Source organism: Pedobacter nutrimenti (assembly GCF_032678445.1).
Taxonomy (GTDB): Bacteria; Bacteroidota; Bacteroidia; order Sphingobacteriales; family Sphingobacteriaceae; genus Pedobacter; species Pedobacter nutrimenti_A.
This window is the reverse complement of the sequence record NZ_JAVTSQ010000005.1, coordinates 255,508-280,933: the sequence shown is the minus strand read 5'-3', so window position 1 is coordinate 280,933 and position 25,426 is coordinate 255,508. Positions and strand designations below refer to the sequence as shown.

Annotated in this window: 22 protein-coding genes; 14 read left to right on the top strand and 8 right to left on the bottom strand. The window is 42.6% G+C overall.

Features of this window, described 5'->3' with window-relative positions:
• The first annotated feature begins 21 nt into the window (after window positions 1–21).
• Complete coding sequence (locus R2S08_RS10805; protein ID WP_316835192.1) at window positions 22–1,647, top strand: NADP-dependent glyceraldehyde-3-phosphate dehydrogenase; 1,626 nt, start codon at window positions 22–24, stop codon at window positions 1,645–1,647.
• Window positions 1,648–1,697: 50 nt separating this feature from the next.
• On the opposite strand, the gene R2S08_RS10800 is transcribed toward R2S08_RS10805, so the two are convergent.
• Together R2S08_RS10800 and R2S08_RS10795 are read right to left on the bottom strand one after the other, a co-directional pair.
• A complete protein-coding gene (locus tag R2S08_RS10800) occupies window positions 1,698–2,705 on the bottom strand; it encodes a LacI family DNA-binding transcriptional regulator (RefSeq protein ID WP_316835191.1) in 1,008 nt (335 codons plus the stop codon).
• A 376-nt stretch (window positions 2,706–3,081) separates the two neighbouring features.
• Entirely contained in the window at window positions 3,082–3,717 is a 636-nt protein-coding gene (locus tag R2S08_RS10795; protein WP_316835190.1) for a class I SAM-dependent methyltransferase, read from the bottom strand.
• Between the two features lie 221 nt (window positions 3,718–3,938).
• Here R2S08_RS10795 and R2S08_RS10790 point away from each other — a divergent pair, with 221 nt between their 5' ends.
• Window positions 3,939–5,225, top strand: a complete 1,287-nt coding sequence (locus R2S08_RS10790; protein WP_316835189.1) for a GH36-type glycosyl hydrolase domain-containing protein — start codon at window positions 3,939–3,941, stop codon at window positions 5,223–5,225.
• Between the two features lie 16 nt (window positions 5,226–5,241).
• On the opposite strand, the gene R2S08_RS10785 is transcribed toward R2S08_RS10790, so the two are convergent.
• On the bottom strand, window positions 5,242–5,973 hold the full coding sequence (locus tag R2S08_RS10785; protein WP_316835188.1) for a GntR family transcriptional regulator: 732 nt from the start codon (window positions 5,971–5,973) through the stop codon (window positions 5,242–5,244).
• A gap of 180 nt (window positions 5,974–6,153) precedes the next feature.
• Here R2S08_RS10785 and R2S08_RS10780 point away from each other — a divergent pair, with 180 nt between their 5' ends.
• Window positions 6,154–7,002 carry a siderophore-interacting protein gene (locus R2S08_RS10780; protein WP_316835187.1) on the top strand — a complete coding sequence of 283 codons (849 nt, stop codon included), beginning with the start codon at window positions 6,154–6,156 and terminating at the stop codon, window positions 7,000–7,002.
• Here R2S08_RS10780 and R2S08_RS10775 read toward each other — a convergent pair.
• A complete protein-coding gene (locus tag R2S08_RS10775; protein WP_316835186.1) occupies window positions 6,989–8,086 on the bottom strand; it encodes a DNA alkylation repair protein in 1,098 nt (365 codons plus the stop codon). The genes R2S08_RS10780 and R2S08_RS10775 overlap by 14 nt on opposite strands.
• Window positions 8,087–8,239: 153 nt before the next feature.
• On the opposite strand from R2S08_RS10775, the gene R2S08_RS10770 reads away from it, so the two are divergent.
• Together R2S08_RS10770 and R2S08_RS10765 are read left to right on the top strand one after the other, a co-directional pair.
• Window positions 8,240–10,099 (top strand): CocE/NonD family hydrolase, encoded by a 1,860-nt coding sequence (locus R2S08_RS10770; RefSeq protein WP_316835185.1) that lies wholly within the window; start codon window positions 8,240–8,242, stop codon window positions 10,097–10,099.
• A gap of 94 nt (window positions 10,100–10,193) precedes the next feature.
• Entirely contained in the window at window positions 10,194–13,172 is a 2,979-nt protein-coding gene (locus tag R2S08_RS10765; protein WP_316835184.1) for a glycoside hydrolase domain-containing protein, read from the top strand.
• Between the two features lie 55 nt (window positions 13,173–13,227).
• On the opposite strand, the gene R2S08_RS10760 is transcribed toward R2S08_RS10765, so the two are convergent.
• From R2S08_RS10760 to R2S08_RS10745, 4 genes are read right to left on the bottom strand one after another with little or no spacing between them, the layout of a single operon-like run.
• Window positions 13,228–13,368: an alanyl-tRNA synthetase gene (locus R2S08_RS10760; protein ID WP_316835183.1), complete on the bottom strand. Its 141-nt coding sequence runs from the start codon at window positions 13,366–13,368 to the stop codon at window positions 13,228–13,230.
• Window positions 13,365–14,159, bottom strand: coding sequence for a heme ABC transporter ATP-binding protein (locus R2S08_RS10755; RefSeq protein ID WP_316835182.1), 795 nt, complete (start codon window positions 14,157–14,159; stop codon window positions 13,365–13,367). The genes R2S08_RS10760 and R2S08_RS10755 overlap by 4 nt, the downstream gene beginning before the upstream one ends.
• Before the next feature lies 1 nt (window position 14,160).
• Window positions 14,161–15,207 carry an iron ABC transporter permease gene (locus R2S08_RS10750; RefSeq protein WP_316835181.1) on the bottom strand — a complete coding sequence of 349 codons (1,047 nt, stop codon included), beginning with the start codon at window positions 15,205–15,207 and terminating at the stop codon, window positions 14,161–14,163.
• Window positions 15,201–16,157, bottom strand: coding sequence for a helical backbone metal receptor (locus R2S08_RS10745; RefSeq protein ID WP_316835180.1), 957 nt, complete (start codon window positions 16,155–16,157; stop codon window positions 15,201–15,203). The genes R2S08_RS10750 and R2S08_RS10745 overlap by 7 nt, the downstream gene beginning before the upstream one ends.
• Window positions 16,158–16,372: 215 nt before the next feature.
• Between R2S08_RS10745 and R2S08_RS10740 the strand changes: the two genes are divergently transcribed.
• The 9 genes from R2S08_RS10740 to R2S08_RS10700 all read left to right on the top strand — a co-directional run bounded on the left by R2S08_RS10740 (window position 16,373) and on the right by R2S08_RS10700 (window position 25,425).
• Window positions 16,373–18,766, top strand: a complete 2,394-nt coding sequence (locus tag R2S08_RS10740) for a TonB-dependent receptor (protein WP_316835179.1) — start codon at window positions 16,373–16,375, stop codon at window positions 18,764–18,766.
• Window positions 18,763–19,452: an HmuY family protein gene (locus R2S08_RS10735; protein WP_316835178.1), complete on the top strand. Its 690-nt coding sequence runs from the start codon at window positions 18,763–18,765 to the stop codon at window positions 19,450–19,452. The genes R2S08_RS10740 and R2S08_RS10735 overlap by 4 nt, the downstream gene beginning before the upstream one ends.
• Before the next feature lie 11 nt (window positions 19,453–19,463).
• The gene (locus tag R2S08_RS10730; protein ID WP_316835177.1) at window positions 19,464–20,258 is read left to right on the top strand and encodes an HmuY family protein; all 795 of its coding nucleotides are present in this window, start codon (window positions 19,464–19,466) and stop codon (window positions 20,256–20,258) included.
• A 195-nt stretch (window positions 20,259–20,453) separates the two neighbouring features.
• Window positions 20,454–21,140: a hypothetical protein gene (locus R2S08_RS10725; RefSeq protein ID WP_316835176.1), complete on the top strand. Its 687-nt coding sequence runs from the start codon at window positions 20,454–20,456 to the stop codon at window positions 21,138–21,140.
• Window positions 21,141–21,233: 93 nt separating this feature from the next.
• A complete protein-coding gene (locus tag R2S08_RS10720; protein WP_316835175.1) occupies window positions 21,234–21,980 on the top strand; it encodes a hypothetical protein in 747 nt (248 codons plus the stop codon).
• Window positions 21,981–21,991: 11 nt separating this feature from the next.
• Window positions 21,992–22,960, top strand: coding sequence for a hypothetical protein (locus tag R2S08_RS10715; protein WP_316835174.1), 969 nt, complete (start codon window positions 21,992–21,994; stop codon window positions 22,958–22,960).
• Window positions 22,961–23,006: 46 nt separating this feature from the next.
• Complete coding sequence (locus R2S08_RS10710) at window positions 23,007–23,564, top strand: biliverdin-producing heme oxygenase (protein ID WP_316835173.1); 558 nt, start codon at window positions 23,007–23,009, stop codon at window positions 23,562–23,564.
• Between the two features lie 6 nt (window positions 23,565–23,570).
• Window positions 23,571–25,103: a S41 family peptidase gene (locus R2S08_RS10705; protein ID WP_316835172.1), complete on the top strand. Its 1,533-nt coding sequence runs from the start codon at window positions 23,571–23,573 to the stop codon at window positions 25,101–25,103.
• Between the two features lies 1 nt (window position 25,104).
• Window positions 25,105–25,425, top strand: a complete 321-nt coding sequence (locus tag R2S08_RS10700; protein ID WP_316835171.1) for a DUF6686 family protein — start codon at window positions 25,105–25,107, stop codon at window positions 25,423–25,425.
• Window position 25,426: the final 1 nt, after the last annotated feature.

Below are 25,426 nucleotides of genomic sequence, written 5' to 3'. Positions count from 1 at the left end.
AACAATCATAACCTAAAACTAATGAATTTTGAAGATCAGCTGCGCACTATTTTTGTAGCGGAGCATGAAATCCCTGAAGCATTTCGTCTGGAAGGCGAATTGCATCAGCGGGAGTACCTGAGTAACGGTGCCCTGCATCCCTGGGCAGGAGAAGTACATACAGTGGTTTCTCCTGTTTGTATTAAAGGCCCGGATGGTCTGAAACCTAAAGTGATCGGAACGTATCCTTTATGTGATGAAAAAGAGGCTATGGAAGCCCTGGATGCGGCTGTAGCTGCCTACGACAATGGGAGAGGGGAATGGCCGACCATGAGTGTGGCCGGCCGGATTTCTCATGTAGAAAAGTTTACCAACCGGATTCTTGAAAAGAAGAGCGAAGTGGTGAAATTGCTGATGTGGGAGATTGGTAAGTCTTATGCAGATTCGGTTAAAGAATTTGACCGGACAGTAGAATACATCCATGCGACCATTGATGCTTTAAAGGATCTGGACCGTCAGTCATCCCGCTTCAGTATTGAACAGGGAATTGTGGCCCAGATCAGGAGGTCGCCTCTGGGCGTGGTACTTTGTATGGGGCCATTTAATTACCCCCTGAATGAAACTTTTACAACATTGATTCCTGCATTGATTATGGGGAATACCTTGTTGTTTAAACCACCTAAACATGGTACACTTTTACATTATCCTTTACTGGAAGCCTTTCGGGATTGTTTTCCAAAAGGGGTGGTGAATACGATTTATGGCAGGGGGAACAAGATCATCCCTGGCTTGATGAAATCTGGCAAGATCAACGTACTGACTTTGATTGGTTCGAGTAAAGTGGCCAATGAACTTAAAAAGCTGCATCCAAAAATCAACAGGCTCCGGGCTATTCTTGGATTGGATGCAAAAAATGCAGCGATCATTACGGCTAAAGCAGATCTTAAACTGGCCGTACAGGAAACGGTTTTGGGTTCCTTGTCTTTTAATGGACAGCGCTGTACAGCCTTAAAGATTATTTTTATTCATGCTTCACTGGCAGATGAATTTTTAAAGCAATTATCTGAGGCGGTTGCCGGGCTGAAATATGGAATGCCATGGGTAGAAGGTGTGGCTTTAACGCCGCTTCCTGAGCCGCAAAAACCGGCTTATCTGAAAGAATGTATAGAGGATGCGGTTGCTCATGGTGCAAGGGTAGTGAATGAAAATGGTGGAACTGCCGTCGAGTCTTTTGTATATCCGGCTATTGTTTATCCGGTCAATAAGGATATGAAGTTGTATACAGAAGAGCAATTTGGTCCGGTTATTCCTGTGGTACCTTTCCATGATCTGGAAGAAACCATAGAGTATCTGATTGAATCTACACATGGGCAGCAGGTGAGTATTTTCAGTAATGATGAAGAGGAGGTAGCTGCATTGATTGATCCTTTGGTGAACCAGGTGAGCCGGGTGAACATCAATTGCCAATGCCAGCGCGGGCCGGATGTCTTTCCTTTTACGGGCAGAAAGGACAGTGCGGAAGGTACTTTGTCTGTCGTAGATGCCTTGAGGTCTTTTTCTATTCGTTCTTTGGTGGCTACTAAACTGAATGACAGCAATAAGCAGCTGATCAATGAGATCATTGACAGCAACAGTTCTAATTTTCTAAGTACGAAATTTATATTTTAGGAAGAGCTGCATGTATATTTTGAAAGAGGGTACCGAACAGGTACCCTCTTTTATTTAGTGGAATCCCTGCTGATCAGGCTGGATTTTAGAATGGTTGTTTCTGTAGCTTCTTCTATTGCCCGGTGTTCTATAATATTGAACATAACTTCTGCTGCTTTTTTGCCAATATCAAATGCGGGTTGGGTGATGGTACTCAGGGAAGGGTTGAGTAATGGTGCTGTAGCCAGATTGGAAAAGCTGATCACCTTGACCTGATCAGGTATTTTGATACCGAGTTCATTGCAGACTTCATAAGTGGTAATGGCCAGTTTTTCTACTGAAGCAAAGATGCCATCAGGTCGGTTTTTGGAAAGAAGAAGGTTTTTGATCTGCTGATAATTGCTTTCATTACTGTCTGCACAGGTGAGCACAAGGTCAGTTTGCAAGGGGATATTATTTTTCTGCAGGGCTTCCTTAAATCCTGCAAATCTTTTTTTACTGATGGACAGGGTTTCGGATACTTGGAGGTAAGCGATATTTTTACATCCGGCCTCGATCAGATGATGCGTCGCTTTATACCCGCTGTCGTAATCATCTGTCGTAATTTTTGCCGTATCGATCTGGTCGCAGATGCGGTCAAAGAAAACAATTGGAATGCCTGTGCTGTACAGCGTGGTCAAGTGTTCAATTTCTGCAGTCTGACTGGTGACAGAGATCAGGATACCGTCTACGCGGCCACTCAACAGGTGTTTGGCAATGGCAATTTCTTTGTTAATGTCTTCATGGGTCAGATAGATCAACACATGGTAGTTTTTCTTTTGGGCTATTTCTTCAATGCCGTTGATGGCGAGCGTAAAAAAATTATTGTCTATTTCAGGAATGACGAGTGCAATGGTCTTGCTTTTTTGTTTTCGCAGGCTGCTGGCATAGGGGTTGGGCTGGTAACTTAATTTTTCAGCCATTTCTCTCACCCGTTGTTTGGTTTCTGTGCTGATTTCATGGCTGTCATGAAGTGCACGCGATACAGTGGAGGTGGAGAGTTTAAGTTCAGCGGCAAGTTGTTTTAAATTGATACCCATATCCAAAGATAATAAACATCCTACAGGAATGTATTTAAGATTTAAAAAGTGGTACGGATCTTCTCCTCTGGGCGTTTTATCCTAGCCTTTTTTTGATTATTTAATGGTATTTGTAATTTTTTGTTTGTTTTGTTATTAAATAGATACCGTTAATGGTCGTTCTTTAAATTAAATATAAAAATAAATAATACTCTATTAAATTAGTAGATTTTATTTTATATTTGCATTGTAATGATCAGGGGATCATTTGATAATAAGAAATTGTCACAAGTGAGTGGCACAAAGCAGGTCCTCTGCTTAAAATATTAGATGTTTGGTTAGATCTAAGTTTTGTTTTGTTTGACAAAAAACCAGGTAGGATTGCCTGGTTTTTTATTTAAAGGCTGGTTTTTTGGTATACCGTCGCTTTGATAAAATTCCTATAGTACCGCTTCCTGAACATCTTTTTATACTTATTCTTTTTAAAGTAAACTCCGATATCCGGGAGTTCGCGGGCCTCTACGTTAGAGATCATTCTAAAAAAGAAGTACATGATTTTCAGCATCATGTACTGCCATATTTTCCCAATTTTAGGCTGATAAGAAAAATCAGAAAATAGCCATAAACCCTCTGCTTTAAGTGAGTTGTGAAGTTTATGGAATACCAGTTCTGCTTTCTCGCGGCTGAAATTGTCAAATAAAAATGCAGTTAGGATGACATCAAATTTTTTTTGGTTATGGTAATCTTCTATCGAGCTATTGATCAGTTCAATGCTGTTTTCTTTAACATCTCTTTTCCTGGCCAGTGCAATCATTTCTGAGGAGATTTCTATATAGGTGATGCGGAGTCCTTTTGGCTGGAGTTCTGCAATTTTGCTGAGGATCCAGCCGGTTCCTCCTCCAACGATCAGGATCTTGCTTTCTTGGGGAATAAAAGGAAGTTGTTCGGTCTGCGCATTGACCTGCGCTTTAAAAAAGACAGTGCGGCTTAAAAAATCATAATACTTTGCAATTCTATCGTAATTGTTGACCATAGGTTCTGTATCAGATGCTACTAATATAGGTTTTTTAGTGCTGGTTCTGTTTTTATTAGCGCTGTTATCTGTTGTAGTCTATAAATTATTTTGTTCATATTAAATTAATAGGTAACTATGTATATACAAAGTAGTGGATACTGAAACCATCATGTACACAAACCGATAGGAATAGAATTGGGTAGCACATGATCGCTTCATCACTTTAAAAAAATAGGCCAATGAAGAAGATATTGTTTGTGAACTTTGCAATGTTCATCCTTTTGGGGACGTGTTCTGCGCAGCAAGGTGCTGCCGGGGAAATCAGATCTATCCAGCCTTTGGCAGATACCGTAAAGGGAATGGCAGAACAACTGATTAAAAAAGGTTTTACTGCCGGCGATGGCTATGGAGAGGTTTGGATCAGGGATCTGAATACGTTTATTACTGTGGCCTGTAAAGTCAATGACAAGGAGCAGATCAAGAAGCATTTGATTACATTTTTTCAGTTTCAGCAGCCGGATGGCGGAATTCTGGATGGTTATATACCGGTTAAAAAGGCAGGTGTTTCTTATGACTTTTATCATTCTAAACTTGCCCCGGAATACGCAGGGCATAAGAATACAGTAGAGACTGATCAGGAGACTTCTTTGGTTCAGGCTGTGGCTAAATATATAAGAGGAACAGGTGACAAAAGCATTTTAACAGATACGGTAGCAGGGCTATCTGTTCAAAAACGACTGGAGCAGGCGATGGAGTTTTTGCTTAAGCAGCGCTTTGTGAAAAAATACGGACTGGTATGGGGAGCTACAACGGTAGATTGGGGTGATGTACAACCAGAGCACAGCTGGGGTGTGGTTTTGGATTCAAATTCTCACCGGAGCATTGACATTTATGATAATGCGATGTTTGTGATTGCTGTAAAGGATTTTTTGAATATGGCTAGTCTGACTCCTGCGGCCCGGAAGTACTGGACAGGTGTTCAGAATAGCCTTTCAGTCAATATCCGTAAATACCTTTGGGATCAAAAAGCACAGAAGTTTATTCCTCATATTTATTTGAACGGTTCGCCTTTCCCGTCTTCGTTTAAGGAGTCGGAGATTTATTACCAGGGTGGGACAGCCGTTGCTATCGAGGCGGGACTCTTAAGTAAAGAGGAGGTTAAGACAGCCTATCATAAAATGCAGGAAAATGTGAAGCAGGCCCATGCGGCAACGATAGGTTTAACCATTTATCCGGTATATCCTAAAGGCTTTTTTAAAAATCAGGGCATGGGGCCCTATTCTTATCAGAACGGGGGCGACTGGACTTGGTTTGGGGGAAGAATGGTTTCCCAGCTCATCCGTTATAACCTGCTGAATGAGGCCTGCGAAGCGATGAAGCCAATGCTGGATCGTGTAGTTAAAAATAAAGGATTTTTTGAATGGTATACACCAGATAACCGGCCTCAGGGTTCTGCCAGCTTTAGAGGAGAAGCAGGTGTACTGTGGACTGCGATTACGGAACTGGAAGCTAAAGCCGTGAAATAATAAAGGGGGCTTTGGTTTAGCCCCTTCTGCTTTCTACTGTATATACAAAACTGTCTGCACGGTAATAACCCAGATTATATTCTATCGGGCGATCTGCCTGATCATAAACGAAACGTTTGCGGAATAAGATTGGGCTTCCGGGTTCGGTTTCCAGTTTTGCAGCGATAAATTTATCTGCAGCTTTTGCACTGATTTCTTCTTTGGACAATTCTGTAATGATATTGTAATCCGCTTCGAGGATGTCATAGAGTGGTCTTTTGAAATCTTCTTCGCCCGTTAATCCGGTGCGCGGATGGAAATAAGAAACGAAATAAACAAACGGTCCTTCAGGGCGACCTCTCAATCGTTCCAGCTTTAATATCTTCTGGTCAGTTTTTATGTTAAAGAAATTGGCCAGTATCTCATCCGGAAAGATCCAGCTGATGTGAAGTTCAAAGTTTTTGATTGGGATTCCCCGCGCTTTCATTTCCTGAGAAAAACTCAGCCAGTTGGTTGATTTTGAGCTGATCAAAGCGTCTGCTACTTTAGTCCCAACTCCTTTTTTACGAATTAACAGCCCCTCATAGACCAGTTTGTTGAGTGCCTGGCGCAAAGTTGTACGGGATATGGCAAGCTGGTTGGCCAGATCAACCTCATTTGGAAGTAGTTTACCATTCTGAAATTCGGGCTCTTTGATCATTCTACGCAGTAATTCTTCTGCCTGGATGTGAAGTGGAACCGGACTCTTATGGTTAAGGGCTATTTTCATGGTTTAATGAGTTTCCTGAATTGCAAAATTAGCAAAATATATTTGCAAAGGGCCGTGGTATCTGGAATGTCAGGATAATATCATAAACAAATATATTGTTTAGAATGATTCTATATAGTGTATATTTGTCTCAGTTTCCCTTCTGAAATTTTTGCATGGGATGGGAAAGGTTCAATCCTTATGAGTGAAAAAGAAAATAAACCATCTATTATTCAGGCTGTACTTTTTGTAAAAGATAAAGAATACGTTACGCCACATTATATCCGGATTACCCTGACTGGTGAGGATCTTCTTCAATTTAAAGACACCACTATTGGTGTAAATAACAAAATCTTTATTCCTCCTGCTGGTATAGATCAGGTGCATTTTCCGGCTTATGATGTGCAGACAAATGAATGGATTCATCCACCTGAGAAGGTAAGACCTTTTGTCCGGACTTACACACACCGGGCTTTTGATTTGGAAAAGAAGGAAATGGTGATCGATTTTGTAGCGCATGGTGATAGCGGACCGGCTTCTGCATGGGCAATTGCTGCTAAACCGGGTGATGTACTGGGTGTGGCCATGAAGGACAAAAAGAGTACACTCTATCCAAAGGCCGACTGGTATCTCCTGGTGGCAGATGGAACTGGTATTCCGGTATTGGCCGCCATTTTAGAAAGCTTGCCGGCAGAGGCCAGAGGAATTGCTCATATAGAAGTTCAGGATAAAGAAGATCTGCAGCATTTGATCGCTCCTGAAGGCATACAGATTAATTGGTTATACAATGAGCATCCGGGAACAGGAACATTGCTTTCTGATGCGGTTAAGCATACGGTCATACCCGAGGATCATTTGACTACCCGTTTTGGATATGTGGCCGCTGAATTTATGGCAGTAAAGAATATCCGGGATTTTCTGCGCAAGGATAAGGGCTGGGAAAGAGACGAACTCTATGCTTATGCTTACTGGAAACTTGGGGTCAGTGAGGATGGCTCTGTAAAAGACCGACAGCAGGAACAGCGGGAGCAAATATCTACAACAGGTTAAAATTCAGACGGTCTTTCTCTGTTCCGTTGACAATGACGGAGAGCTGATGGATGCCTGCATAAAATTTGCGGGTGGTAATGAGTTTGAAACTTTGTTTCCGGTTGACTATTGTGCTTTCAGAAGGCGGGTAAATTTTTTCACTGATCTTAAAAACTTTACGGGACGCTTTTCCGCTTTGTCTTTTATAATAAAGGGCATATTCCAGCCGAATGGTTTTTGCAGATCTGGATTTGTTCCTGAGCTGGAAACTGAATTCAAGATGGTCTCCAATTTTTACTTCAGGTGTCAGGATTTTAAAATCGGTACAGTCAATGTCTTTGCTGTCGAGCGTATAATGTTGGAGTATTTTGGAATGCCCTTGTTTGAGCAGGGTCCGGCAGCCATGTTTGATGATGGCATCGGTCTCTTTGCTGAAGCCTTTCCAGCGACTGGCAATATCCAGGACCACCTCGGGGTGGTCTTTAGAAATATCATTGAGATTATTGGCTACGCTTTTACGTACAAAGTCTGAAGGGTCATTTTTGAGGTTTTCCAGGATGGGTAATATCGCGCTTGGATTTTGCTTCAGCTGGGGTACGGCAATAGCCCAGGGTAATCTTGGACGGCAACCTTCTGTAGCCAGTCTTCTTACTTTATGGTTTTCATGCAAGGACCAGCGCTGCATCTGCTCCATCATTTGTATTCCGTATTTTAATAGAAAGGGGCGTACGGCAAATTCGCAGCTCACAAATTGGGTGATCTGTTCCATGGCTTCTACAGAAGCCTGAAAGTGTTCCAGGCCATGGCATTCGATATAATCTGGCAGAAATATAAAGACAAGGTCGCCTGCGATGCCGTCTTTTTTAAATTGTCCGACCAGTTGGGTAAGGTAATGTGCTGCTCTTGGGAAATCTGTGGAAGGTAGAAATTCATGGATCGCATTGGTGGTATGGCGCATGCGTTGTTTTAATTCCATCTTCTGAAAGTCATCGGTGTAGATGTGCTTTAAGAATAACTGCGGATCAAATTCTGGTAGTATTCTGGAAAGGCTGTTGCTGAGTTGATTATAGAAAACGGGGCAGTAGAGATCTTTCAGTAAAGCCATTATATCGGGGTTATATTTTTGCAATGATCAGATGGCTGTAAAGTTACAGCAAGGAGGGCTGAAGAAGACAAGCCGAAAAGTCAGATTATTGACATAAAGAGGTGCCGAAGAGCTCGTGAAGAATAATTATATTCGCCTATTAAATTCTACCTGATGAAATCTTTCTTTCTTGTTCTGCTCTGTGTCTTTGGCTTGAAGTCTTTTGCTCAGAATGCACCTTCGGATGCTGCCTATATTAAAGCGAATTATCTGAAATATGAATATCAGATTCCGATGAGGGATGGTAAGAAGTTGTTTACCTCAGTTTATGTGCCTAAAGACCAGTCTGTAGCTTATCCTTTCATGATGGACAGGACTTGTTATAGTGTGGGTCCATATGGTCCGGATCAGTACAAGGCGAGCCTTGGGCCTTCCCCGCTGTTTGTACAGGATGGCTATATTTTTGTTTACCAGGATGTACGCGGACGCTGGATGAGTGAAGGGGTTTATGAGGAGATGACACCTGAACTGGAAGAACATAAAACAAACAAAGATGTAGATGAAGGTACCGATACCTATGATACCATTGACTGGTTGCTCAAAAATATTCCGAATAATAATGGGAAGGTTGGTGTATGGGGTATTTCCTATCCGGGCTTTTATACCACAACTGCACTGTTGAGTCGCCATCCGGCGCTGGCAGCTGCTTCTCCTCAGGCGCCTATTGCCAATCTTTACCGGGATGATGCTTTTCATAATGGTGCATTTATGCTGGTCGCTAACTTTGGTTTTTACCCTTATTTTACCAACCGGCAGGATGACAAACCTACGCAGCGAAGTGGAAAGGGATTCGATCCGGGAACAAATGATGGTTATGATTTCTTCCTGAAAATGGGGGCTATGCGCAATTCAAACCTGAAATATTACCAGGACACGATAAGACTTTGGAATGAAATGATGGATCATCCGAACTATGACCAGCACTGGGAAGACCGGAATGTTTTGCAGCATCTGCACGATATTAAGACGCCAACATTAGTGACAGGGGGATGGTATGATGCGGAAGATCTGTATGGGGCCATTCATACTTATAAAGTTCTTCAGAAAAGAAATCCCAATACGCCTGTTTATTTTGCAATGGGTCCCTGGGTACATGGTGGATGGGCCAGGGGAGATGGTGACCATTTGGGTGATGTTGATTTTGGTGCAGCAACAGCGCCTTTTTACCGGGAAAAAATTGAGTTCGCCTTCTTTAGCCATTACTTGAAAGGTACCCCATTGGACCTCCCAAAAGTATCTGTTTTTCAAACCGGTGAGAACCAATGGAAAAATTACAACACCTGGCCGCCGGAATCTGCAGTGGAAAAGAACTTATATTTCTGGCCGGGTGGTAAATTGTCTTTTACAGCACCTTCCGGAAAGGAGGATAGTTTTAATGAATTTGTTTCAGATCCCAATAAACCTGTTCCCTTTATCAACCGTAAGACGATGGATATGGACCGGGAGTATATGGTTGCAGACCAGCGTTTTACCTCGGTTATGCCGGATGTGTTGACTTACCAGACCGATGTTTTAACGGACGACCTGACGCTTTCGGGTGGTATCTGGGCGCATCTGCGGGTTTCTACCACAGGCACAGATGCGGATTGGGTGGTCAAAGTGATCGATGTGTATCCGGATTCTGCTCAAAATAACAAATGGACGGCAAAAGATGTGCTGATGGCCGGGTATCAGCAAATGGTGCGAAGTGAGGCCATGCGGGGTAAATTCAGAAGAGGTTTTGACCGTCCCCGTGCCTTTACCCCTGGAAAGGTGAGCAGGGTGAGTTTTGAACTGCAGGATGTATTGCACACGTTTAAAAAGGGACACAGGATCATGGTTCAGCTTCAAAGCACCTGGTTCCCTTTGATTGACCGGAATACACAGCAGTTTCAGGACATCATGAAAGCGCAGGATACTGATTTTAAAGCAGAGACGCATAAGGTTTTTACGTCCTCTGCTCATCCGAGTTATCTGAAACTAAAAGTGCTTTAAACCTGTTGTTATTGTAACAAATCAAATGAAAGCTGGAATAAGGGCTTAAATTCTTCTAAAACATTCTTACTTTTAAAGGAAGAATATAATCCAAATGAAATTAACTTTTTTAACCGTATGTATGCTGTTGACCGGTGCCGGACTTCAGGCGCAAACTTTGAAATATACCAGTTCTAGTGATGGCTGGAATGCTGATTCCCTCGGGAATCACCGGGTGTTGGTGCACTATAATGGTCAGCCGGGTATTGCACATGTAAAGGTGGACTGGAGAAGAAGAGACCAGAACCCACAACAGAAAGCAATCTTTGTGACCGATGCAGGTGGGCTTAGAATTCCGAATGTACTGGTGAGAAATGTGAACCGTGAACATGGTGAAATCTGGTTTGATGCAGCCAAAGGTTCTGGTGATTACTTTATCTACTATATGCCTTATAAAAATGAAGGCCGGGATAATTATCCTAAAGGGGTATACCTGAAACCGGTAAAGGCGACAGATGAGGCCTGGTTATCAAAGGCGGCTTCGGTACCCCTGAACGCAAAGGCCATGGAGATCCAGTCTGTCAATGCTTTCAATAGTTTTTTCCCTATGGAAGTGATTGCCACTCAACAGGAAACAGAAGTTTTAAAGAAACAAAACAGTGGTAAAGCATTTGTGGTGTTTCCGGAAGACCGGATGTTCCCTGTTAAGATGGAAAATGACTTGCCTCTTCGCTGGATAGAAAAGAAGAATAAGAATTCTTTTACCGGTGTGGCAGATAAGGGGGAAAATTATGCCTTACAACTGGGTGTTTATGCACTGAAAGACTTAAAAAATATACAAGTCCGTTTTGCAGATTTGAAAAGCGCGACAGGTCAGTCTATTGCTGCGGGTGTAATGAACTGTATCAATACAAAGGGAACTACCTACGATGCGAAGCCCCTGCTGAAAAATGTAGACCTTTCCAATGGAAAGGTCCAGGCGATGTGGTGTACGATCAATATTCCGCAGGGCCAGGCTGCTGGTGTTTATAAAGGGATCTTCAGGTTGACAGCGGAGGGGCAAAAGCCACAGGCGGTACAGGTGCAGATCACGGTTACCGCTCAGGAAAGTAAAGATCACGGTGTAAATGAACCGAATAAACAAACCCGTTTGACCTGGCTAAATTCAACCATGGCTCAGGGCAATACCGTCGTTGCGCCTTATACTCCGCTAACTGTACAGGGGAATACGATATCCTTGCTGGGCAGAAAACTGGAAGTCAATGAAGATGGGTTTCCTAAACAGATCCAAACCTTTTTCAACAGTGAGATGACGGGTTATTCGGAAACTGCGCATAATATCCTTGCAGAGCCTATTCATTTTCATTTTCATACTGATGATAAGAAGGAAGAGAAGTTCAAGGCATCAGATTTTAAGTTCATCAGTAAAGAAGCTGGAACGGTAAAATGGACTGCAGTTAATACTTCTGAAAATGTGCAAATGAATATAGAGGGTAGTCTGGAATTTGATGGATATGTACATTATGTTGTTAAAGTAACTGCGCTTAGAGATATAGATTTCAACAATATAAATTTTCATATTCCTTTTGACAAGGGGGCTGCAAAGTATTTAATGGGCCTTGGAGAAAAGGGGGGGCTTAGACCAGATACGGTGAAATGGAAATGGGATGTAGCGCATAAAAATCAAGATGCCGCCTGGATAGGGGCGGTAAATGCGGGTTTGTATTATAACCTCCGGGATGAGAAATACAGCCGTCCGCTGAATACCAATTTCTATTTGCAGAAACCTTTGTTGTTGCCCGCTTCCTGGGGAAATGAAAACAAGGGTGGTATACAAATCAACCTGAAGGGTAAATCTGTGTTGTCTGACAATTATACCGGAAGCAGGTCTATGAAAAAGGGAGAAACTCTGTATTATAATTTCAACCTGTTGATCACACCTTTCCATTTGATCAATACCGATTTTCAGTGGGACAACCGTTTTTATCATAAATACAATGACCTCAGCACGATCAAGGAGACAGGTGCTACTGTGGTAAATATTCATCATGCGACGCCGATCAATCCCTGGATCAATTATCCTTTTATAGAGTCTAAAAAAATGAAAACCTATATTGATGAGGCGCATTCAAAGGGATTAAAGGTTAAGATTTACAATACGGTGCGGGAGCTTTCGAATCATGCTTACGAATTGCCTGCTTTACGCAGTTTAGGGACCGAAGTTTATTCTCCCGGACCAGGGGGAGGTTTTAGCTGGTTACAGGAGCACCTGGACAGCAATTATATTGCCGCCTGGTTTGTACCTGAAATTAAAGATGCGGCTATTATCAATAGTGGAATGAACCGCTGGCATAACTATTATGTGGAGGGCATGAACTGGCTGGTGAACAATGTGGGTATTGATGGAATTTACCTGGACGATGTGGCCTTTGACCGGATTACGATGAAAAGGATCAAAAGGGTGCTGACCGCAAACGGGCATCCGGGTATTGTTGATTTACACTCGGCAAATCAGTATAATAAAAGTGACGGATTTAATAACAGTGCTATTTTATACATGGAGCATTTTCCTTATTTGAACCGTTTATGGTTTGGAGAATATTTCGACTATCAAAAAAACAATCCTGATTTCTTTTTAACGGAAGTAAGCGGGATTCCTTTTGGTCTGATGGGAGAGATGCTTCAGGATGATGGAAATCCATGGAGGGGAATGATCTATGGCATGACCAGCAGGCTGGGATGGTCTGAGGGAAGTGACCCTAAACCGCTTTGGAAAGCCTGGAGTGATTTTGGTTTAAAAGGATCGGAAATGATTGGCTACTGGAGCGACAATTGTCCGGTAAAGACAGGTGAACCTATGGTGCTGGCGACTGTTTATAAAAACAAAGGAAAGTCTATGATTGCCCTGGCCAGCTGGGCAGACAGGGATCTGGAGGTAAACTTACAGGTAGACTGGGCCAAGCTGGGAATTGATCCGGCAAAGGTTAAACTCCATGCCCCGGAAATTGATAAATTCCAGCATGCTGCAAGTTACACTTCAGGGCAACCGGTAAAGATTGAAAAAGGGAAAGGTCTGCTGCTGATTGCAGAATAATTGACTGGCATTTTGCCGACTCTAAGGCCTTGTAAGAAGAATATCTTATAAGGCCTTATTTGATTACCCAATAGCCGAGAACAAGCCATACAATCCCTTTCAAAAGAAAAAAGAGAAAGCCCCATAAGCCTATTTTTTTTAGCCATTTAAATAGCGGATGTTTCTTTTCCTGGTTGGTGGTTTCATTTGTTGTCATGGTATAGAGTTAAGGTGTACATCTTTGGGAATGAAAAAATGTTTGAGCGTACGTGGATTGGTATAGACATCTGAATCTATTTCGAAGATCTCGTAAATATTCTTGGCTGTTAAAACTTCAGCAGCACTTCCATCGTACCATTTTCTGCCATTTTTGAGCATGAGGATCCGGTCTGCATATTGGGCGGCCAGATTGATGTCGTGCAGCACACTAATCACCATAAATCCTCTTCTGGTAAGGTCTTTTGCAATAGCAAGTGTCTGTTGCTGATATTGGATGTCCAGGCTTGCTACGGGTTCGTCCATGAGCAAAAGGGCGTTTGGGACATCCCATACCTGGGCAAGAACACGTGCCAGTTGCACCCTTTGCTGTTCTCCTCCGGAAAGTGTTGAATAAGACCGCTCTGCCATATCGGAGATGCCGGTGAGGCGGGTAACTTCTTTAACAATCTGAAGGTCTTTCTCTTCAGGATGACTTTTATAGTGCGGATAACGCCCCATCATCACAATTTCTGCCACTGAAAAAGGCAGACTGACAATGTTTTGTTGGTTCATTACTGCCCGCAGTATGGCCAGTTCTTTAGTAGAGTAATTGATGATCGGTTTACCTTGTAACTGAATGCTGCCTTTCAGCGGTTTCAGCTCTCCGCTCAGGTTTCGAAGTAAAGTGGATTTTCCGGCACCATTGGCCCCTAATATCACCAGCAACTCTCCTGGACGGACACTGAAGGAAATATCCTTAAGTAAGATCCTTTGGCCAATTTGGTAGGTTATGGTTTTCGCGGTCAACATATTATAAGGCGAATTTCTTTTTGTCTTTAATTAATATATACAGGAACAAAGGTGTACCGAGCAGGGCAGTAATTACCCCAATTGGGAGCTCAACCGGAGCAAGGAGTGTTCTGCATAATAAATCCGCAAGAGTCAACATCAATGCGCCCAGTAGTGCCGATGCGGGCAATACATGTTTATGATCAACGCCAATAATAAGTCTTATCGTATGTGGAACCAGTAAACCGACAAAACCAATGATGCCTGAAACGGCGACAGATGCACCCACTGCCATAGTAGCCAGGATCACAATGCTGCGTTTTACGGAATTGACTTTTAGACCGAGTTGACTGGCCTGAACTTCACCCAGGGCAAAGGTATTGAGTGCTTTGCCCATGCGGGGTAAAAGCGCAAGAGGAATGAGGATAAAGGGCAGGATGGATACGACTGTTTCCCAGGTTGCACCCGCCAAACTACCCAGCATCCAGAACGTGATGTTCCTCAGTTGCTGGTCATCTGCAGCAAAAGTAATCAATCCGGTGAGGGCACCAGCCAGGGCATTGATGGCAATACCAGCCAGAAGCATGGTGGCCACATTTGATTTTCCCTCTGTTCTGGAAATTTGATAAACAAGAACAGCCGCAAGGCCTGCGCCTGCAAATGCGCCAAAAACAAGAAGATAATAGCCCAGTAAATTGCTGAGACCTGCAAACAGGGAAATCTCCATAACGATAATGAGGACAGCCAGGAGGGATGCACCTGCGGATACACCAATTAAACTGGGTTCAGCAAGCGGATTTCTGAAAATCCCCTGGATGGCTGTACCTGAAATTCCAAGGGCAGCTCCCACCAGCAAACCCAGTAGTACTCTGGGAATACGCACGATATGAAGTACATCTTCAAATCTTGCGGAGACGGTATACTGCGTAAATAAGCCGATTTTTTGACCAAGGATCAGGAAAATTTCCTTTACCGGGATCTTTACCGCACCAAGGCTCATGGAAAAAGCAGCTGCAATAAAAAGGGCTGCAACCAGGAAAATATACAAGAACAGTCTCTTTCTTACCATTTGCTGTTTAACTGGATAATGGCCTGAGGTAAACGGGAAGAAAAATTGACCAGTAATTCTCCATCCATTTCTACAATTCGCTTGTTTTTTCCTGCGTTGGTCAAACCTACACCCGGCATTTTCAGGATGCTGTTCATTCCTCCTAAACTTTTATAGCCAAAGTCAAACAGGAGGATCAGATCTGGATTTGCATTGATCAGCGCTTCTGTTGTATAAGGTTTGAATTTAGAAAAGCCTTCTGCTGCATTCCTGCCACCGGCCAGCCTGATGATGGCATCTATACTGGTGTCTTTTCCGGCAACCATCATTACACCTGTGCCCCGGGCATATATGAACAGGACCTTTGGTCTTTTGGGGTTTTTCTTTACCGCGTCGGATGCTTTTTTCAGGTTCTGTTCTGTTTGTACAGCTAATTCTTCTCCTTTGGTCTGAGTTCCGATGGCCGAGGAAACCTGTCGTATGAATTTGGTTGCCCCATTGGCAGAATATTCCTGTACAATGGTGATCACCTTGATTCCCGCAGATTTTAATTGAAATTCAGTAGCCTTGTTGATGGTGCCTTCAGGGGCAAGGATAAGATCCGGGGAAAAGGAAAGCAAGGATTCGGTAGAGACACTTCTGGTTTGGCTTACTCTGGGTAATTTATTGATATAAGCAGGATAGATGCTGGTCACATCCACAGCTACAATTTTTGCGCCTGAACCCAATGCATCAACTGTTTCAGTAAGTGCCCCGCTTAAAGTGATGATGCGTTTTGGAGGCTGAGCTATGGCTGTAATACCAAGCGTTATGAGGAAAAAGAGGAGAGAAATTTTGGTCATTTTTAAAGATTTTGCAATGAATTCATGTGCAAAGGAAGTCTTAATTAAAATGATTCCAAATAATTTCAGGGAGATTACCGCAATCGGTATACGTATTGAAAAAGCTGATGTAGAGCGGATTTTTATCATTGTTTTTGTATTTAAGTACTTTGTTTATAATTGTTTAAGTTCTTTTCTGTTTGCAGGATTTTTTTGTTTTAGTCTTCGTTTTATGCTCGATTAATCCCGAATCCGTTAATGCAATCCCGAAATAGTTAAAAAAAATCCCGCTGGCGTTGCTTGATTATTGGCAAATGTAATCATATTTGTAGTCTTATTTAGACTGATTAAAAATAACTATATTAATGCCTAAACTCGTCCCTATAAAATACCGATTGCTGTTGTTGCTGGCTGCTGTGTCATGCGCACTCCATGCAGCGGATGTAAAAGGCAAACTAAGCGGAATCGTTATCAATGAGGCAGGAGTTCCTTTACGGGGTATAGCTATTACAGTAGACCCTGATCATAAAACGGCGCTTAGCGATGCGAAAGGAAAATTTACCCTGGAGCATCTTTATGCGGGTGCCTACACACTCAGGGTGACTGCAATTGGATATGAAGGTTATCGTGAGGAGATAGAGGTAGAAGCCGGGAAAAATAAATCAATAATAATCAGGTTAAAGCCCGGCAATAAAGAACTTGATGAAGTGAAGATTGCAGGAGCACATCATAATCCGGATAATTTAATTGACATGATGAAGACAGCAATGCCAAGTCAGGTGATTACCCGTAAAGAAATAGAAATGATAGGCAGCCGGAGATTGGACGAAGTTTTGAAAGAACAGACTGGTCTGGCCATCGTGAGTGATATTGGTTCAGGAAGCAGGGCTGTTGGTTTACAGATGCAGGGTTTTGACAGCGGTTATACCATGATTATGATTGACGGACAACCTATGGTTGGCCGGAATAACGGAAATTTCGATTTGTCCAGAATTACGGTATCAAATATTGAAAGGATAGAGATCATTAAAGGGGCTTCTTCCTGTTTATTTGGTAGTGAGGCTCTCGCAGGGGTCATTAATATTGTTACCCGTAAAAATATTACGGAGCCTCAGGGAATGGCTGCTTTGCGCTATGGTAGTTTCAATATGATCGACGCAACGCTGGAAGGCGAGACGCCCTTTGCAGGTAAAAAAGGGACTGTTTATTTCTCTGGTAATTATTACAGGACCGACGGTTTCAATTCCAATCCCTATCTGAAAGAGGGTAAAACTGCACCTCCTTTTGATAGTTATGCCTTACAGGGACGCGGCCGGTATTTACTAACTGATAAAAGCAGTTTAAACTTTAACGGGCGTTATACCGCCAGGCATTCTGTAAATGAAGTTTCCTATGGTGTAATGCCGAGTAAAGATGTACTTGATGAGTATGATTTGAATGGTTCAGTTGCGCTCAATACCAATTTTAATAACGGCACAAAACTAAAAACACAATACTATCTGACCCGTTACCAGACCAATCAGAACATCACAGAACTGAACAGTGGAGGTTTGATTCCTGGCAATCAGTTTGAACAATATCTGCACCGTTTCGAAGTGCAGGGTACCCGGGTATTATCGCCTGGTATAGAACTGACTGCGGGGGCGGGTGGTGCTTATGAATTGTTAGATAATAATGCGTATCGGGGATCGAAGAGTATGGCCAATTACTTTACTTATGGCCAGGTAGACTGGCAATTGTCCAAACGGCTTTCGTTTATCGGAGGAGCCCGTTATGATGATCATGATAAGTATGGGGCAAAGTTAAATCCAAGTGCAGGATTGCGTTACCAGGCGATGAAGAACCTGGTGCTGAAAGCCGCAGTAGGTACTGGCTTTAAGACACCGAATTTCCAACAGCTTTATCTGGTATTCACCAATGTGCAGACGGGTTATACCGTGCTTGGTGCTGAAGAATTCTGGCGGGAGATTCAGATCCTTAAAGATGCAGGACAGATCACGAATGTTTTTCCTATTGCCAAACAGATCGGCAACCTGAAGCCGGAGCGTTCGGTTTCTTATAGCGGAGGCTTTACTTATTCACCTTTGGGTTCAGTTAAACTGGATGTGAATGTGTTTTATAATGACCTCCGGAATTTTATTAATTCTGAACAGGTTGCCCTCAAAACAAACGGTCAGCAGGTGTATTCCTATATGAATATTGCCCGGGCCTATATGGCGGGTACGGAGATCGGATTAAACTGGACCCTCCGTAAATCTTTGAACATATCTGCTGGCTATCAGCTGTTGTATGCTGTAGATAAAGGGGTGGTCGACTCCATTAAAGCGGGTACCGGACCTTATGCCCTGGTTTATGATCCAGCATTGTATGATATGAGAAGGTCTACCCGAAAGGATTACGTAGGAATGAACAACAGATCCCGGCATATGGCCAATATTAAATTCACTTACGCTGAGGAGAAAACGGGCTGGTCGGGATCTTTCAGGGTGAATTACAGGAGTAAATACGGATTTATGGAAGCCAACAGGGCAAATAATTTTCTGGACCCTTACGATACTTTCGTTCGCTCTTTTTTCCTGCTGAGCGGGGCTGTACAGAAAACGCTTTATCAAAAGCATCTTCAGTTGCAGTTCTCGGTAGATAACATCATGGATTACAGAGATCAGCTCATGCCTGCGCAACAGGGCAGAGCAATTGTATTGGGCCTAAGCTGGAGACTTTTTAAACATATAACTGATAAACCAACAGGTAGGCCATGAGAAATACAACGCTGATAGCTGCAATACTGGTGATGGGCAGCATTTTTACTGCATGCACTAAAAAAGAAGACCGGCCAGATCTGGAGGATGGAAAGAGTATGGTAATCAATGATCTGGAAGGCGATATTGGGGCTTCTATGGCAGATGGGATTGATGGAAAGGTGAAACGACCTTTTAAAGACTGGTATTTTAATTTTAAAAAGAAGGAGAAAATAACCGATACAGTGGGGAATGCCAGGACACTGAACTGGGACATTGGCTTTACGGGTGTCTATAATTCTATGGTGGTGATCAATAATGGAACGGACGGGAAAAGCCCCGGATATGGAGGGCCTGGAAAAGGAATGATCATCTCTGTAAACTTACCTTATAAACTGGTGGCGGAGGCCCCTTCTGCAGAAGAGATGAAAAATAACAACCTCAGTTTTGTGGGTTGGGACAAATATCCACAGCCTTACAATGCAGGCTGGTACTTCTACGACCTGAAGACGCATATTTCTATTCCGGTAAAAAACAGAACATTCATATTGCTCACTGCCGAGGGTAAATATGCGAAACTGGAATTGCTGAATATTTACAAGGGAAATCCGGCAGTAGTTTCTGATCTGCACTGGCCTGCACCCTATTTTACCTTCCGGTATTTTGTACAGGAAGATGGCAGCAGAAATTTAAAAACGAACGAATAATCTGATCATATATGAAATTGAAAACAAACAAATTCTTGTATCTGGCTCTTGGACTCCCATTATTGGTGCTGAGCTGTTCAAAAGGGAGTGAGCCGGCTCCGGAAGAAAAACCAGGAACAGGAGAGCCCGCTAAAGAAGTGACGACGGGCATTTATACGGTTGTTAATATTAGCCTGGATACAGCTACCAACGGAAACAGTACAGCAAAGACATTCTATTATAGCCTGGAAACCAACAGAATTGTTCCTGAAGCCGAGCGGCAAACGGCGAACTGGGATATTGCTTTCCTGGGCACCTATAACAGCAGTTTATCCGCAAATAATGGCGTTGCTCAGTATTCCGTTGGCTACGGCGGGCCCGGTAAGGGCGGATTGTATCTGGTTCAGAATGAAGCTATAGATGCACAATATTATGATAAGGCCAATAAGAAAATCAAAAGCATCCCAACAAGGAATCTTTTTGACCAGGCCTTTAATGCCGTGACTACAGCCGTAAGCGATGACCAGTATTTAACCAATGGTTTTGTACAACTGGATCATTTTCAGGGAAGTGAAGACGGTTGGGCCTGGTACGACTTCTACGGAGAATTGTTTCCCGATGCACCTGGGGACACTAAACAGCATATTGCTTATGCTTTGCCTCGTCCAATACTGGTGCGTACAGCAAAAGGAAATTACGCCAAAGTAGTGATTTATAGCTTGTACAAAGATGCTCCTGAGAATCCGACCAGGAGTAATAAGCCCGGTTTCATCAGTTTTAAATTCGCTATTCAGAAGAATGGTTCAAAGGACCTTAACATCAAGTAAAGGTTTAATCAAATCGTGTTCAATTCAATAATTATATCATCCTACAAACAACAAATGCAGAAAATAAATAGTACTACAGCTCACCTCAAACGCAAATCAGCGGTAGCATAGGCTTATCTATTTCCTGCACTAAACAAATTTTATTTACCAGCCAGCTTGCTGATAAAGAGCAAAGGTGGCGAAAATCCATTAAAAATGAAAAATTTTAACATCAAAACCCTGGCAATTGCCGTTGTGACATTAAGTGTCCTTGCTTCATGCAAAAAAGAAAATTCTACTGCACCAGCTGATGCAAAACTTAGCACAGCTAATGGCCTTGCCGTTTCGCCTGTTACCAGTACACCAACTGCTTTTACAGAGGCCACTACAAAAGGAACCATCGCTTTGGTATCAGGGGTATATAATGTACGTAATTTCCACCAGGGAACCGTTGCTGATTTAACGGATACGACGAAATGGGCTTCAAAAGCCAGTACATATTATTATAGTATAGTAAACAGTGATGGAGGAAATTCAAGTACTTATGATTTTAAATTCCAGGGTTCAGCTACTGGCGATTTTGTAGTGAACAGTGCTAAGTTTGACCTTTATTACACTGATGTTGCCTTTGGATCCGTTAGTGGATCTACGTCAAAAACAGCGTTAACCGGCGGAGTGATCGGATACAACACCGGAACCACAATTGGGTGGTACAATTATGTGATCAGTAACCATCAAGTTACTGCTGTGGCTAACCGTACCATTATATTGATTTCAAAAACAACGGGCGGTGCAAATTATAAAGTAAGGATCAACAGCATTTATTACAATGCTACGCCTGCAGGCACACCGTATGCGACCAATTATCCTTTCTACAGTCTTGACTACCAAAGATTGTTGTAAGCATTCTATACATACATAATTATTTGATTGAACAGCATCAACTGCCGGGAATTAAATTTCCGGCAGTTATGAATACCATTAATGTCCATATAAATGAAATTTAAACAATTACTAAAAATCGCATCCAGCCTGGTTATAAGTATGCTGGTCATCTCTTGTAAAAAAACGGAAACCATTGAACCACCGGCTCAGGCGCAAAACAGGATCCTGTCTTACCAGGTTACGAATGTATCTGGAGATCCGCTGGTAGGTGTAGTGAATGATGCGGAGAAAACCATTAAATTGTATTTGCCTTATTATTTATATTTAACTGTTCTCCAGCCTACGATTAAGGTTTCAGAAGGCGCCAGTATCAATCCGGCAAGTGGCGTACTTGTAGAGAATTTACTGGATGTATTTGATCAGGGAAAAACAGTAGAATATACCGTAACCGGAAAGGATGGCAGCAAGGCAACCTACAAACTGATCATTGAAGTTCAACAAGGTGATTTCAAACTGGAGGAGATCAGTGCCAGTGCAACCGATCTGACTGAACTCACTTTTGACCATAAATTTAAAAATGATTATCTGACCATCAACTGGTCGGGAGATATTCCTTCGGGTAATGCGGAACTTGACCGGCAGCTCCTGAAAATTACTTTAACAGATCAGAATCAAAAAACATATGTAATTGATAACAACCGTGGTGCAAAATTATCGGCCACTGCACTCCGTATGGATTACCTGCTTTCCTATACCGCTGCTCCAGGTCTGGAATCTGGAATTTACATGGTAAAAGTTAGATTCTATAGTAAAACAGCTGCTTTAAAATATCCTGTTAAGATCACTGTACTGCCTTAATTATACCTGAAATGAAACGAATAACAACTATCGCGCTCCCGGCAATGATAACAGCAGGCCTGTTCTGGTCTTCCTGTAAGAAAACGACCCATGAAATAGACTATCCTTTTGCAGATATCAAATCGTTCACCGTGTCAGACGAAAACGGACACAAGTTAAGTGTAGCGGTAGATCAGCAAACCCTGACGCTGTACTGGCCTGGAAATACCAGTGTCCCTGATTCTATATCACCCGTAATAGAAGTTTCGGAACGGGCCAGGATTTCTCCTGCATCAGGCAAAAAAGTAGCGCTTAAAGACGGTTTGAGCTATACGGTAACTGCACAGAACGGGACTTCATTAGTGTACAAATTGAAGGTGGTGAACAATCAGGCTCCGCCTCAACTGAATGATGAAAGTCCGTTAACTACTCACCAATACGACCAGATCAACTTAAATGGTAAAGTAAACTACCTTATTCCGGATCTGGAAAAAACAAAGGCTTATCTGGTGGATGGGAATGGTCGGGAAGTAAGGCTGATGATTGTTGATCTCGGAAGAACAGCGTTAAATCTTTTTGTAGATACCTACGATCAAACTCCTCTTCCTGCGCCAGGCAAATACAAATTAAAAATTGTGACCGGCGATAAGTCTATCACCAGTAAAGCAGATTTTATTACGATTGATCAAGCAGATTTTGCACCTCCATATATCTTTAACGCCAGTGCCCAACCGATAAGGGCCAAAAGAGGTACAAGAGTTACTTTACCATTCCGTAATCTTTCCGGTAATACGATTACCCTGATTTCATTGGACGGTGCTAATTTATTAGACATTGTCAGTGTTTCTGCCGATGGTCAGGGGCTCCTGGTTGATATACCAGCAGAACACTCTACAGGCGAGTTTTACCTGCCTTTAGTTTATTATGATCATAATGCAACAGGTACAAGTGGCGCGGTTTATTCTCCAAGATCAATTTCTCCTATTATCATTACAGAATAATAATTTATATCAATCCCAGTTTAGACTATAAACAATAAATTAAGATATGCTAAGTACAACGATCAAAGAAGCGACAAAAGAATCGCATTTAAGTTTAGAAAAACAAGTCGTACAAAAATTGAAGGCCATCAGGAGCAATGAAGATTATGCTGATTTCCTGAACCATTTTTACACCTATTTCAGCCAGGTAGAGCAAGCTATTGCGCCTTATATTACAGAAGAATTGCTGCCTGACTACAAAGACAGACGAAATTCTTCTTACCTGAAAAAGGATATAGAAGAACTTGGTGGTCAGATCAATGACCCGGTAACGATAAACCTTCCGGAAATTACCAATCATTTAGAGGCTCTTGGCGCATTATATGTGATGGAGGGCTCTATTATGGGTGGGAGCATCATTGTGAAAATGCTCGAAAAAGGTGGAATTACTAAAGGTGTATCTTTTTTCTCTGGGTACGGGGAAGCGACTGGCCAAAAATGGGGGAGTTTTGTGGCGGTTTTAAATGCGCAGGCCACGAATGCGGAACAGGTAAAACTAGCCGTGGATGCAGCCAATGAGACTTTTAGCCGCTTTGCAGAAGTTTTTGAGGAGGTGAAGATTTAAAACAGGATGGTGAAGGCAAGGCATAAAGGTCTCTTTTTGTTGCTTCTTACAGGGGTATTCGCCTGTAAGAAGCCTTCTGTTGTAGAAACTGAGCCTCCGGTTTCACCAACATCAGGCAGCAGAACGGCCTTTACGCTCGACTCCATTTATCTGTATGCCAGGCAAACTTATTTATGGAATGATGCCTTGCCGGATTACGCCGCGTTCAGTCCGCGACAGTTTACTGCTGGTGCAACAGATCTTCAGAATTTTAAAGCGGCATTATACGCCATTAGTCAGTATAAGATCAATACTTTAACAGGTTTCCCCTTTGAAAAGGGTGTATTGCCCGGAGTACCTAAATATTCTTTTATTGATCTTTATACAGGGAACAGAGGTTTTGTCGCAAGCCTGGATAAGGAGGGAAATGGTGATGATTTCGGGCTGGAGTTCGCTTCGTTTGGAGAGGAATTCTATGTGAAACTGGTATATCCCAATTCTCCGGCGGCCATGGCGGGTATAAAAAGGGGAGATCAGGTCAGATTTGTGAACGGAACATCGGCATCTTCTGCAAGTTTACTGGCTGGCTTGGACGGAACCTCTCTGACGCTGGACCTGCTTAGGCAAGATGGATTATCTTTAATAGTCGAGCTTCAAAAGGCTTCCTATAATAGTGATCCGGTTTTAGAGGCGCAAATACTTCGCGTAGCAAACAAAGCTGTTGCTTATCTTGTCTATCGTCAGTTTACGCCGCTCAGTAGCTCGAAGGAGGGATTAAACAAAACCTTTACAGATTTTGCAGCTGGTGGCCATATAGAAACGATGATCATAGATCTTCGTTACAATCATGGGGGCTATGTGGAAACCGCCAGGTATTTGGCCAATTTGCTGGCAACAAATGCGTTGAATAATAAAGTGATGTGCAGTGAACAGTACAACAGCCTGATGCAAGAGGGAAAGGCAGCTATCTTGAAAAACCAGCTTTATTTTGATGGAAACGGACAAGAGGTCTATTTAAACGGGCGAAGGGCAACTTATGCGGATGTAGACTTTTCTGTAACAGGGAATACCTATCATTTTGCTAAAGCCGGAAGCCTGCAGACGCTCCAAAACCTCTATTTTTTAATTGGTAATGAAACGGCCTCTGCCAGTGAAATGCTGATCAATATTTTAAAGCCTTATTTTAAAGTTAAACTGATCGGTAGTCGGAGCTATGGAAAACCGGTTGGGTTTTTCGGTGTCAGAATAGATCAGTATAACCTGTATACAGCAGGTTTTTTGATCAAAAATGCACAAGGAAACAGTGATTATTTTGATGGCTTTATTCCCGATGTTCTTGTCGAGGATGATGTGACACATAATTTTGGAGACCAGCAGGAATCCTGTCTGCAGGCTGCATTACAGGATATCGGACAAACTGAATCGGGGCTGAACAGCCGGCAAGCCAGTGTTGTCAAACCAGGAAATGGTTTGAGGCCCAGGGTACAAATGTTGTCTGGCAATAGTCCATCTTTTTCAGGCATGATCAAACAGGAAATGAAACTTATAAAAACAGAATAATATGTGTAAGACAAGGGTATTAAGCAGCAGGGGAAACACGGTATTGAGCAGCTGCACTGGCTGTGGGGTATATTACTTATGGCATAATAATTTACTGCTGAATTTTACAGAAGAGGCCCTCCTCTCCTTTAGGGAAGTGGTGAACAGCTTGCCTTTTGAAGACAATAGCTTGCCCTTTCCTAATGGAGAAGAGCGCATTGTGTTGAATACGCCCAATCATGACATCTGCTTCGCTTTTGAGGAAGACGAGTTTGAAGAATTTAAAATTGCGATAGATGAGGCTATTTATATGAATGAAGTTTATCAGCTGATGCGCAAATAAA